The sequence below is a fragment of the Corynebacterium sp. ES2730-CONJ genome (genome assembly GCF_024834055.1).
GTDB lineage: Bacteria > Actinomycetota > Actinomycetes > Mycobacteriales > Mycobacteriaceae > Corynebacterium.
Genome location: NZ_JANUXZ010000006.1, coordinates 1 through 12,158, shown reverse-complemented (window position 1 = coordinate 12,158; position 12,158 = coordinate 1). Strand labels below are relative to the sequence as shown.

The window sequence follows — 12,158 nt, the reverse complement described above, 5'->3', positions numbered from 1 at the left end:
TGGTAGCCATGCTTTCTCGAACCCACGGCGATACCGACGCCCTCGGGGCCCACCTCGATTTCGCGGTCAATGTCACAGGGCCACCACCACCATGGCTACGCACTGCACTCATCGATGCGCTCGGGGAGATCCACCGGTACCCAGCGGCCCCAGAGGTAGCGAAAGTGGAAGAACTGATCGCTGATTATCATCAGGTCCCACCCGATCATATTCTGTTAATAAGCGGCGCCTCCGAGGGTTTCGCGATGCTACCTCACCTCAAACCAGCGCACCCAGCGGTGATCCACCCTGGCTTCTGCGAACCCGAGCTCATGCTTATCGACGCTGGCTACACTCCAGAGCAGCTCATCGTGGATCCCCCCTTTGATCAGCTGCCTGAGATTCCCGATCACATCGATATGGTGATTATTGGCAACCCCACGAACCCAACAGGCCAGGTTCTTACTCCGGCGCAGCTGGCCACGCTGCGGAAGCCAGGCCGAACGCTCGTCGTTGATGAAGCCTTCCTCGATTGTGTGAGCGAAGAATACTCTATGGTCGGTGCTATAGCAGCAGCAGGTCCAGGGCGAGTGATCGTGGCGCGCTCGCTAACGAAAACCTGGGGGCTCGCCGGTCTACGAGTCGGTTACCTCATAGCTGACCCCGCTACCTTGCGGGAATTATGCCGTCGGCGCGCCCATTGGCCGGTGAGCTCCCTAGCGATCGCTGCGGCGCGCGCTGTCTTTGAAATAGGGATACCTCAGGGTCATCTAGAGCTAGCTCGTGCAGAGATGAGCGCCAGGCGCACGGCAATGATTCCACAGCTAGAAGCAGCGGGTCTGACCATAGCTAGTAACTCTTCCGCCCCCTTCCTGCTGGTTCGTGGGGGGAATGAGCAGCTACGAAGAAGGCTTCGCTTAAGAGGAATCGCGATCAGAGGGTGCGAGAGCTTCCCTGGTCTTGACCAAGGATATTGGCGGTTAGCGCTCAGAGATAGTTCCGAGGTTGAAAAGCTGATTGGCGCCTTCCGCGAAGAGGTCTTGCTAGATACGAACCCCTCAAGCGCGCCCCGTGGTCACAGTTGGTTCGCATAACAGCCGTCCGCGGTGACGATATGATTGTTAGCTCTTAGTATTGGCACTTAGAGTGGGAACAGCTCGACAAAAAACAGATAGTTTTCTCCCCAAAGATATAGGCGAATATGATGCACCTTAAAGATATAATCCGCACCCTCGATCAGGCCTACCCGCCCCATCTTGCCGAAAGCTGGGACGCCGTCGGGCTGGTATGTGGTGACCTTGAAGCAGAAGTGAAAACTATATGCCTCGCCCTCGACTGCACCGATGACGTTGTCGATCAAGCCATCGCGCGCGGCGCCGACCTGATTATCACCCACCACCCCCTCCTCATGCGCGGGGTCACCTCCGTGGCCGCTCATACTCCCAAAGGGCGCATCGTGCATACACTGATCCGCTCGGGCTGCGCTCTATTCTCAGCCCATACCAATGCCGATAGCGCTCGCCCCGGAGTCAATGACAAATTAGCCGAGCTGGTGGGAATCACCCCAGGGCGCCCCATTGCACCGCAGCGCGACTCCCTCGATAAATGGGGAGTCCATATTCCCCCAGAGCATGCCACAGACTTAAAAGAAGCACTTTTTGCCATAGGCGCCGGAGCAATTGGTGACTATACCGAGTGCGCCTTCCAATGGGAGGGGCAAGGAGAATTCCGGGCTGGCACATATGCCAACCCCACGATCGGGACCGCCGGAGAAAAAGAAACCCTCAAGGAGGTCCGCATTGAGTTCGTCGCCGCGCGAGGATTGCGCGCACGCCTTATGGACACTCTCCGCAGCGCGCACCCATATGAAGAGCCAGCCTTTGATATCACCCCACTAGCCCCCACCACGCAGCTCGATAGCGCGCCGGGTCTGGGTAGAATCGGCGAGCTCCCAGAGCCCATGCGCTTTGCTGATTTCGTGCAACAGGTCGCCAATGCACTGCCTGAGACGGTGTGGGGGATTAGAGCCGCAGGTGACCCAGAGCGCATGGTGCATACGATCGCTGTGAGCTCCGGCTCGGGCGATAGTTTCTTAGAGAAGGTGCGACAACTCGGTGTAGATGTTTATCTCACGAGCGATCTGCGCCATCACCCTGTGGATGAGCACCTGCGCGCCGATGGTCCGCTGATTATTGATACCGCCCACTGGGCTAGCGAATATCCCTGGACCCTACAAGCACAAGAGATCCTCCGCCAGGCCCACCCCGAGCTTGATATTGAGGTTTTAAACTGTCGGACCGATCCGTGGACGCTCTCGGCACACCCAGAACACTAAGTCCCACAATCAGAGGCACCCACCAGCGGAGGCACTCACGGCCAAGGAGCCCAAGACCGGGTGTGCAGGATGTGCACCTTACGGTGGAGAACTGGCGGTGCTTGATGCCGCGTAAGCGAAAAAAGGGGGGGCTTACCAAGGCCCCCTTTTTTACTCCTGGGACGTGGAGGCTGGAGAGATAGTAGAAAATGCGCTCCATCCCTTTACCAGCCTCAATCTTCGCACCGCTTCATCTTCGCGGGATAGCAGACTGTTCAAGTTCTGGCGCAAGGTCATCCCCTGAAATCTGCTCTCAAATGTTCAGAGTGGAGGAGCAGCTTTTATTTGTGCATACCAAAGGACCCCCTTGTTATCCTCTTCTGCGAGATCTCTTAAGGTCTTTAGATTTCCACGTACCGTGGGTGGGCGCATCATAGCGCATGAGAAAAGAAAAACGCGGCGGCAGAAATCGAATCAGGGACACTGTTGCTCCAATTACCTTGGCCCCCACCCAACCGGTTAGCGACGGTAATCCTGTACTGTCTTACCGGGTAGCAAGCTGGTCATAGCCTCATAATTGTCTGTGCAGTGATAAAGCGAGGAGCAGAATTTTAAGGCTGCAACCCATGCGCATACGCAGCACGAAGTTACAGATTCAACAATGTGCAGTAGCCTTAAAATTGTAGACACTCCAGCCCACCTCGATCTCCGATTGTGATTCGCTGCTGTTAATCGTATTGGCGCTTATGACGAGCGGATTTTCCCCCGATAATCGTCAACAGCGGGCCATCGCACTTGGGTGGACATACCGCATACCGTGATGAGGTGCGAAACTAGGGTGAGAAGAGAACTCGATAGTTAGACCAAAAGGCACAAGGACAAAACCGAACCGTGAAACTAGAATCCCACCTGCAACCCTTACTCCTCGAACTTGCCACGGCTGAGCGCATTAGCGATACCGGGATCGCTCCAGCGGTCTCGGCAGAACAAAGCGAAGTAGACGCTGCGAAGAAAATTCGCAGCCGTGCTCGTGATTCCCTCGCTGCAGCACAGCTCGCTGTCGACGATATGGAATTGGAAATCCTGCGTATCCAAGAAGAAGAGCGCAAGATGCGCCGCCGCAAGGAGGACTCCGCACGGCAGCTCTCTGCCGCAACCGATAGGGAGTTGCGCAAGGACTTAGAAAAAGACTTGTATTCCTCTAATGCGCGAATCTCCGATCTCACCGGCGAACTCCAGGAAGCACACAACCACATCCACGCGCTGCGCTCCAATATCGATCTTCGTCGTGTTGATCTCGCCGCAGCCGATAAACGCGTGGAAGACGCTGAGAAGGCTCTTGAGAATCTAGGTGAGGATACCACTCTTATCGATCGAGCCTCGCGCATTACTGAGATTAGACAGGCTCTCCCCGCCGATGTTATTGCAGAATACGAGGCGCAGCGCCTCGAGAATGGAGTAGGCGCCGCCCAATTCAATGGTCGCAGTTGCGGTGGGTGCTTTATCATCCTGCCCCCTGCCGATCTCTCGGAGATCCGCCGTACCCCGGCCGATGAGCTCCCCCAATGCCCCGATTGTGGCTCCTATCTCATCCGCAATATCCAAGGGGCCTAGATGAAGCTGGTGATCTATTCCGACGGGGGCTCGCGAGGAAACCCGGGCGTGGCCGGCGCGGGCACCGTCATCTACGACGCAGATAACAACGTTGTACAGCGCATTGCTTATTGTGTGGGTACAGCGACTAATAATGTTGCCGAGTATTATGGCCTGCTCAATGGGCTCATAGCGGCTCGCGAATTAGGGGCGAGTGATTTAGATCTTCGTCTCGATTCCAAACTGATTGTGGAGCAAATGTCGGGGCGCTGGAAAATCAAGCACCCCGATATGAAAGAGCTCGCCCTGAAGTGTCGCGGGGTCATGAAGTCTTTTAAGAGCGTGACTTTTACATGGGTGCCCCGCAAGGACAATGCCGCCGCTGATGCCCTCGCAAATGAGGCCATGGACGCCCTTGCCAAAGGTGCTGCGGTTGGTTTTCTGGCATCTAACGGTGACCGAAAACCAACAGGTGATACTGCTGCGCCGCAACCTAGCCCGTCCTCCTCACAGCAGCCGGATACAGATACCTCACACCTGAAATCCTCCGGAACATCGGCTCGTTCTACTCAGGGCGAGCGTGGTAAAGACTCGCAGCCGACTGCGCCAGCTCGCTCTAAGTCTCGTGACCGGAAACCAAGTGTCATCCCTGAGGCGGGCTCTCAGCTGATCTTCGACGTGGATCTTCCCCCGAATTCCCCCGTGAAACCGGAAACATCCGCAGCTCAAGCCCCCACAATATCTCAGCCAGCTGAAGAGAATCAGCATCTTAATGGCAGCGATCACAAAGAGTTCCAAGGGGCAACTCCTCGGTGGAATGGCGCGACCACGCAGCCCACACGGCTCCTGCTTTTGCGTCATGGGCAGACTGAGTATTCCGCGCACAAGCGATACTCGGGTCGCAGCGATCCACCCCTTGATGGGACTGGTGCCCAGCAGGCTGCCGCCGCTGCGCAGTATCTCCGCAATCGAGACGATATCAGCGCCATTATCAGCTCCCCCCTTAAGCGCTGCCAGGAGACTGCCCAGGCGGTAGCCGCGGAACTCGGCCTAGAGGTCACCACCGTCGATGCCTTTGTAGAGCTTGATTTTGGAGATTTTGATGGGTTGAGTTTTACAGAAGCCCACGATAAAGATCCTGAGTTTCACCAGTCGTGGCTGGGGAATCCAGAGATTGCAGCCCCCGGGGGAGAATCCCTTAGCACAGCTTATGAGCGCGTGATGGCCGGTCTTAATGAAGTGCTAGCGGAGCACGCTGGTGATACCGTTGTGATTGTCAGCCATGTCACCCCTATTAAATCCATTATCAGGGCAGTCCTTGGGGGTGCTCCGTCGATGGTGTATCACTTATATCTAGATCTGGCATCGCTGTCGACTGTGGAGTTTTATTCGGACGGGCCACGCTGTATGCGCGAATTCAATAACACGTCTTATCTTTCAAAGAATTAAGTCAATGGGGTAAGATTTTGAATCGCGAATGAGCCGGCCAGGCGATCGCGGCGCAACGTATCTACTCATCCTCATGGGGTGAGATTAGACGATGCGCCGAGGAAAGTCCGGACTCCAAGAAAGCACGGTGGTTGCTAACAGCAACCCAGGGTGACCTGAGGGATAGTGCAACAGAAAGGAAACCGCCGCTGCGTGCATATATGGGCGCAGCGGTAAGGGTGAAAGGGTGCGGTAAAAGCGCACCAGTATCTGTGGTGACACAGGTGGCTATGTAAACCCCACCGGGAGCAAGGCAAGAGGGCGCATCATCCCTAGGAATAGGGGGTGTGCCTGCCGCAGGCGCAATTAGGAGCTTTCTTCCGAGTCTGCGGGGTAGCTGCTTGAGGTCTCTAGCAATAGAGGGCCCAGATGGATGATCGCCCCCGAGTATATCGGGACAGAATCCGGCTTATCGGCCGACTCATTCGCCTTTAATACCATGTGCATGAGTTAATGCTTCAGGGCAGGCTCTCCTGGGTGCATCGGAATAACTATGAGGCCGTCCGCGCTTAAATCGGCGGCGATATTGTTCGCTCTTTTTTCAGAAACTATCGATACAATAGCGTTGCTAATACCTGCTCGAGTTGCCCGTGCACTGAGCGCACCACGGTCGAGAACAAGCTGAGCCAGTTCGTATTCATTATGGCTCAGAGCCAAATTTGTCACCATCAAATCATGAGAAGCATTGAGTAGCGAATACACGTCGCTGAGGCGTCGCGAGCGAAGTAGCGAGGTAACTTTTTGTGCCAACACTAATTCGGCGCTGTAAAAATCCAACCACACGCGGGCCTTCTCTACACTTGGCACATAGGTGAGCTCGGGTATAACCTGGTGTGCCCCTACCTTATGCACCGCCTTTAGCCACGAAAGAATTCGCGTATCAAAGTCGGGGAGTGATCTTAAGGAATCCGTAGCGAAAGCTCGTGTCGCGTAGTCCACGAAGGCTTCCCGCTGTGTCATCTCGGTAGCATCATATTCAAATTGAGATGGCGCGATAATAAACGACTGTGTTCCCGTGTCGGATCCGATCGCTGGAGCCGCCTGCGTTACGGAGAAGTCCGCATAATCGATTATATTGGTCATCTCACCCAACCCCCTCGTCATGGCGGTATAACGGGCTCGAAGTGGCGGACACGTGCTCGTGGAGGTGGCCGCTTGAAGCAGCACTTCGGCGAGTTTAGCCTTGGTGGGGGCATGGGAAATATCCTCGGGCTCCATAGCTACCGCATAAGCGAAGGCACACTCAATGGCCGCCATAGCCCCCAAACCCACTCCAGATGGGATTTCGCTATAAATGGTAATGTCAAAGCCTTGAGTGTCCCGCGATAGCATCTGGCGTTGCATGAGTGATTGCACTACATTGATGAGACGGTGAGTGATATCGCCCGTGTGTTTGTTAGCCTCATCGCCTTTAGTGCTTTCCGTGTGTGAGTGAGAATAATCAGCTTTAGCGATATCGGGAGAATGTAGGTGCACGGAGATTTTAAAATCTGAGCGAGGACTTGCTGCCACCGCTGACCGCAGATGACCTAAGCCCATAAGAGTCAGCCCCTGAGCGTGATCAGTACCGTCACCGATTAGAGCCCACGTAGCCGGAGCACTTGCGATGGCATCCGGCCGTTTCCCATAATGATCCACATGGAGTTCGGTAAGGTCCCGCACGAGCTGCGAAGGCTGGGGACGAGTGGGGGACCATATGGACATAGTTTCAATCTCCTTTAAGCTCAGCACATATGCGTTTACCTATACTTTGTAACTACTGTAAGAGTCTCTAATGTCCATAGTATAAGTAGTTGGCGCGGTAGTTAATCACCTAAGGAAGTAGGCCAATGTCTTCCCATGAATCAACCCGGAAAATTACTCCACTCAATGGAGGACACACCCAGTGGTATTACAATATTGAAACTGGTGCAGTGGAGCATGGCAAGCTCAGTAGTTTCAGCAACCGCCTCGGCCCCTATGGCTCTTACGAGGAAGCTGAGGAAGCGCTCGCAATCGCTCGGGAGCGTAATCGAATAGCTGACGAGAATGATGCAGAGGATGACGATGACTGGGGCTCTCCTTAGACACCTTCGCATTCTATGAGCCGATTCATCGCCCGATGGTATTCCTCGAGCGCCTCTAGAAAGAATTGGCGGACCCGCTGGAGGGCCATTCCATATACGTAGGCTCTTTCGCTGCTGAAGCCATCGCTTTGCTGTGCTTCCGAGATCATATTGAGGCCTGCGAGGTAATCCCGAGCACCGCAGATATTTTTTGCAACCAGTTTGCTCGAGGTAATGGTTTCGCCGTCCTTCGGCAATAACTCAGCAAGTAAAGCTAATTGCTGAGTTTGATTTACTATTTCGGATAATAGTTCAACATGGTGCGGTGTGTTTCGAGAATTCTTAAGCCGCTGATCAGTGGCACGTAGCTCGTGATATAGGTTTTCGTAAGTCCTGTTGAGGATTTCCAAACTTCGTTTGCGGCCTCCCGCGAGAGCGTCATTATTTTGGCCGTCATCGTATTTAATAGCGGCTGATACTGCGGTAACGAGGGGAGGATCGGATAGGAATGCGTCGAGCTCATCGAGCAGCTCGTAGTAGCTCGGATGAGTGAACTGGGCGATCATGAATTGAAGGCGGGATCTCAGCTCGTTCTCAAGATTCCGAGTAATGGTGTAAGTGCTCTCGGAATCAACAACACCCTCTTGGAGGATGGAACTAAATTCCCGGTCGACGAGATCCGTAACCAATCCAACTTCCCGACAGCGCTGGATGCTGTTGGCTAGGGTCCTCAGGCTTTGTTCTAAAACTTGCAATCGATCTGCTGTAAAGAAGTCTGTCGTAGCGCTTAGTGACTGTAGAAGTGTATTGATCGCTGTCCCTAAAGATTCGAGAGAGTTTTCCTTATCCAAACGCCATCCAATATCGCTGGCAATTAATTGGTCTTTGGCTTGTACTAATATCTCCCACAGGTTATGAACAGGAGAACAGGTATCCAGTGAGGCAGGTAGTGGTGGAGTAGGGGCTAAGTCAAAGGCTTGCCCAAGGGCGCTTCTGAGCTTTGATGGACTGCTAGCAGGTTGAGCGCCTGCACATTTTAAAATTTCTGCCGCTGACTCCATTAATAAGAATGCATCGTTGCGCTCTAAGGCTGGTTGGGTTAGTTCTATTTCCCATTCCCGCCAAGTGAGATTTCTTCCGCCTGGTATGAAGCATTCTGTGTTGACATGGTCATCACAGAATTCCAGAAGCGCAACACCGTCATTATCGTGGAGAGCGGTTTCTTCGCGCTGATTATCGATCCTTGCCACCTGCACTAATTCTTTTCCACGAGTAACAGCAACAATAAAGTCGGTTAAATACTTAGGTGTACCGCAATCAGCAGGTGCGGAGGAGTGGATCTCTATGCGACCCCGTTCTCCTGGTAACTTCAGGGTCCACCCTTCGTCCTTCCCTCCATAACGGTACCGCAAAGTGATGCGCGTTCGGCAGAGGCGGAGATCTGGAGTGTCATAATAAAGAGCGGAAAGTTGATAGCGTGAACCCTGGGACGGGGTCAGGAACTCAGAGTTACGCTTAAAAACGGGAGCCGGTATTTCTGCTGAGGCGGAGAACTTTTTCTCAATTTCTGTTAACCAAGATTTTTCCATACTGGTGAATAGTAATAGATTGGCCTGTCGTGTTTGCTCAATCTGTCCGAGATCGGTGGGAATAAAGCTCATGAGCAACCAATAATCAATATGCCACTGGTGACCGTAAGGGCGACTCAGTGTGAGTAGGGGAGTGCCACCACTTTGATCCCCGTTTATGGAGTCGGGATTCTCTCCTCGGAAGCTGAGGTCTGTGGTGCCTCAGAGCCCTTTGAAGAGGATTCGTGGAAGAGGTTTGGGAGAATGTCACTGTGTGGACCTGTTAAAGGAGCCGACAGGCTTCGAAAATGTAGACGTCGCTCTCGGATTTGGGACTGTGATGATTATCTCGATCTTAGGGATCTACATACAAGCAAAGCTCCGAGTTGATTTTTATGTTTATGATTTGCCATCAACGCTAAAGTCATCCCGTTAAAACGAACCATACAAGTTGAGACAGTAGAGGACAGCTAGTAGCAGGGAATTCCTTAAGGATGCTGGATTATAGAGCCCCAATCATGGGGTGTTTTGAGATGGGACTGAAGCGGATATAAGAAAATATTAGCGAAAACTTCATTTGCGACTATACTAACTCCGTAGCGTCAGTAAATGGTGCTTGAAATAATTCAGCCAAGCTGACTAAGCGTGGCCATGATGGATCTCGAAAAGGAGATATGGAAATAGTGGTAAGAAATAATCATGCGAGGGGATCTTTTGCGAACCCCAGAGGACGCAACTCTCGAAAGGTGGCCGGACGTCGGGCGTTGGCTTCTCTGGCGGCCGTCGCCCTCATCGGCAATATGTCCCTAGTTCCTATGACTCAGGTGGCGTTTGCTCAAGAACAAACTGTGGCTAATAGTTTGAATGCGAAACCCGGAGCTAGCACTGCTAATGCCATTCATGCAGACGCCTTTAGCCAAAAATGGTTTAACGCAGCGGCGCGCCTCGACGTCCCAGTTGAGGTAACATACGCGGACAGCTCGACCGACAAGACTAGTGCGCACTTCGACCTCGATGCTAATGACGACGGAATCGCAGACGCTGGACGAGCTTCTCGTCAGCCCAATCCAGCACCTGATTCCGGTGCTGGCACCACTGCTGACGAGATTCAGCCTGTATACGCCGGAAAGTTGGTGTCCCCGCAGTCCCGAGCAACAGTAACTCCGACATTTAGAGGACTGGACGGTTCTCCGGTTGATGCCCCAAGCGGACTAACCTTCAAAATTGCTGATGGATACCAGGCTCCTGAGGGGTATCAAGTTAGCATCAACGATTTGACCGGTGAGATTACGGTATCCGTTGAAGGTGTTGATAACCCGTGGTACTGGAATTCTTGGAATAAAATTGAGCAAGTACGTAACCGAAACAACGGTGGAACTACAGTCACGGGTTACGGTGTTGTTTTGAACAACAGTACCTCAGCGCTCAACGGAGGCGGGAACCGGGCACTGCCAGATGGCACCCCTGTGTATCTGCAGTGGGTAGATACCGATGGGCAGGTTTCTCCGATTTACCGAACCAGAACCTACGATAACTTCCCCGGAGCTCCTAGTAACGGCGCCTATGCTTTTGCTATTCCGCAGTGGACCGACGAAAGTGGTACTGTCCACACCCTTAAAATATCTTTGTCTAGTAACCCACTAGTCCGTGTCTGGATCGAACCTTTGGTTGACGAAGTTACGGGCAATACGCTGGTCGAGTTGCGGAATGCAGGCTCGAACGTGCCTTCGTATGTCTATGCACGCCCTAGCGGGGCTAACGGACTTACGATGTTCTCGGACTCGGTTACCACTCTAGCTGGGCAGTATGCCAACAACTGGACCGTAATGATGACCGAGCTTCCAGGCGAATACTTGACTCGACCTGAGAGTGAGTGGGTTGCTACGCCACCGGGGACCACTGGAGGAGTTGGATCACGCAATCAGGTCCGAGGCAGTGTATGGCATGAAACCGGCGGCTCTGATCTTGCCTCAGGCCCGGTATACAACGGTATCGTTGGTAAAGATACGCCCGCCGACTCGTATACGGTTGTAACCTCTGCGCTAACCGAAAAGGGCGGCCGAGAAGCTGAGAAAATTCTCGACCTTGAGATAGGTGAGCAACCCAGGGCCTTCAAGCGGCTCCTTGAGGCACATCCTGAATACATCGCGGCAACAGTAACGGCGCAAACCGATTCTAAGGGTAACTACGTCACTCAGTTCGGCCCAGAGGTTGACTTGAGCAAAGCGTATCTCTATGGTTTTGTGAAGGATCCAGACGGTAACCTCCTGCCAGCCTATAGCGCTTTCACGCTGCCTATCTTCAAGTACCCAACGCAGGGGTCGAACCTGGTTAAGCCTCTCGCCCAGCCTCTTTGGCGGCCAATCCAAGAGTCCTACTCTAATGTCCACTACGCTTTGAATCGCTATGTCGCGCCTAGCTTGGATATTACAAACTACAACTCCACCGACCGACCCGCACCAATCGGTGGCCTTGCCAAGCTCAGCGTCAAGGGAATCATTGGCAGTGGCGGATCCTCCATAGTCTGGAAAAAGAATGGCAGGGAGGAAGTTAAGCGTTGCGACGGGCTAACTAGCTTGAGTATGGCCCGAGCTTGCACCTTTGAAATCCCGGATACAGCGGTTGCCGGAGATGTCTTCACCGCTCAACTAGAATCGGGCGGCAAGATCATCTCGATCGATTCCCTGGTTGTCTCCACGGTTCCAGTTCCTTCCTACGAGCCGGTGGAAGTTCCCGATGACTCTAAAGAGGCGAGTAGCCAACGACCGACCTTCGACGATCCAACAACCAAGAATGTTGTTGAGAAGGACGACGCGCCTGCGTCCACAACCTACCGTCTCGACGACGGTGCTCCAGAGGGATTCGAAGTAGACCCTGCCACGGGTGTTGTTTCTTGGCGGAGCCTAGGGAGCGATCGACCTACCGGCATTGTAGAAGTCCCTGTCATCGCCGAGGTGCCCGATGCGGCTAGGCAAAATAAGAAGGTTGATCAGTTGGCTTCAGCAGTCTTCGACTTCGCTGGCCTAATTGCTGATGAGTTGGAACCTGCTTATGAGAAGCAGTTGGTTGTTCCTGGTACTCCTTCGAAGGTGACTCCTACCTTCACGGATGCTAATGGTGATGCTGTTGATGTTCCGGCTAACACCAAGTTCATGATTGATCCTGGTTTCA

General features: G+C 53.4%; 8 protein-coding genes and 1 other RNA gene. 7 read left to right on the top strand and 2 right to left on the bottom strand.

Translation table 11 applies throughout. From position 1 onward, the window contains the following. The first annotated feature begins 8 nt into the window (after nucleotides 1–8). The 5 genes from cobC (at nucleotide 9) to rnpB (ending at nucleotide 5,802) form a co-directional block, all read left to right on the top strand. Nucleotides 9–1,073, top strand: coding sequence for an Rv2231c family pyridoxal phosphate-dependent protein CobC (gene cobC, locus NXS13_RS07890; protein ID WP_259289592.1), 1,065 nt, complete (start codon nucleotides 9–11; stop codon nucleotides 1,071–1,073). Nucleotides 1,074–1,180: 107 nt separating this feature from the next. Then, nucleotides 1,181–2,314: a Nif3-like dinuclear metal center hexameric protein gene (locus NXS13_RS07885; protein WP_259289591.1), complete on the top strand. Its 1,134-nt coding sequence runs from the start codon at nucleotides 1,181–1,183 to the stop codon at nucleotides 2,312–2,314. Nucleotides 2,315–3,184: 870 nt separating this feature from the next. Beyond that, nucleotides 3,185–3,907: a zinc ribbon domain-containing protein gene (locus NXS13_RS07880; protein WP_259289590.1), complete on the top strand. Its 723-nt coding sequence runs from the start codon at nucleotides 3,185–3,187 to the stop codon at nucleotides 3,905–3,907. Further along, nucleotides 3,908–5,335 carry a bifunctional RNase H/acid phosphatase gene (locus NXS13_RS07875; RefSeq protein ID WP_259289589.1) on the top strand — a complete coding sequence of 476 codons (1,428 nt, stop codon included), beginning with the start codon at nucleotides 3,908–3,910 and terminating at the stop codon, nucleotides 5,333–5,335. A gap of 29 nt (nucleotides 5,336–5,364) precedes the next feature. After that, an RNA gene (gene rnpB / locus NXS13_RS07870) (RNase P RNA component class A) lies at nucleotides 5,365–5,802 on the top strand. Between the two features lie 22 nt (nucleotides 5,803–5,824). On the opposite strand, the gene NXS13_RS07865 is transcribed toward rnpB, so the two are convergent. Continuing rightward, nucleotides 5,825–7,078 carry a galactokinase family protein gene (locus tag NXS13_RS07865; RefSeq protein WP_259080013.1) on the bottom strand — a complete coding sequence of 418 codons (1,254 nt, stop codon included), beginning with the start codon at nucleotides 7,076–7,078 and terminating at the stop codon, nucleotides 5,825–5,827. 125 nt (nucleotides 7,079–7,203) lie between these two features. On the opposite strand from NXS13_RS07865, the gene NXS13_RS07860 reads away from it, so the two are divergent. Further along, on the top strand, nucleotides 7,204–7,440 hold the full coding sequence (locus tag NXS13_RS07860) for a hypothetical protein (protein ID WP_259080019.1): 237 nt from the start codon (nucleotides 7,204–7,206) through the stop codon (nucleotides 7,438–7,440). On the opposite strand, the gene NXS13_RS07855 is transcribed toward NXS13_RS07860, so the two are convergent. Then, complete coding sequence (locus tag NXS13_RS07855; protein WP_259289588.1) at nucleotides 7,437–9,080, bottom strand: CYTH domain-containing protein; 1,644 nt, start codon at nucleotides 9,078–9,080, stop codon at nucleotides 7,437–7,439. The two genes, NXS13_RS07860 and NXS13_RS07855, sit on opposite strands and share 4 nt — an antisense overlap. Before the next feature lie 653 nt (nucleotides 9,081–9,733). Between NXS13_RS07855 and NXS13_RS07850 the strand changes: the two genes are divergently transcribed. Next, nucleotides 9,734–12,158 (top strand): Rib/alpha-like domain-containing protein (locus NXS13_RS07850; RefSeq protein WP_310593321.1); only part of this gene is annotated, 2,425 nt, incomplete at its 3' end.

Coding starts and splice junctions, on each gene's coding strand:
- cobC (WP_259289592.1), top strand. CDS start 9: ATGCTTTCTCGAACCCACGGCGATACCGACGCCCTCGGGGCCCACCTC.
- NXS13_RS07885 (WP_259289591.1), top strand. CDS start 1,181: ATGATGCACCTTAAAGATATAATCCGCACCCTCGATCAGGCCTACCCG.
- NXS13_RS07875 (WP_259289589.1), top strand. CDS start 3,908: ATGAAGCTGGTGATCTATTCCGACGGGGGCTCGCGAGGAAACCCGGGC.
- NXS13_RS07865 (WP_259080013.1), bottom strand. CDS start 7,078: ATGTCCATATGGTCCCCCACTCGTCCCCAGCCTTCGCAGCTCGTGCGG.
- NXS13_RS07860 (WP_259080019.1), top strand. CDS start 7,204: ATGTCTTCCCATGAATCAACCCGGAAAATTACTCCACTCAATGGAGGA.
- NXS13_RS07855 (WP_259289588.1), bottom strand. CDS start 9,080: ATGAGCTTTATTCCCACCGATCTCGGACAGATTGAGCAAACACGACAG.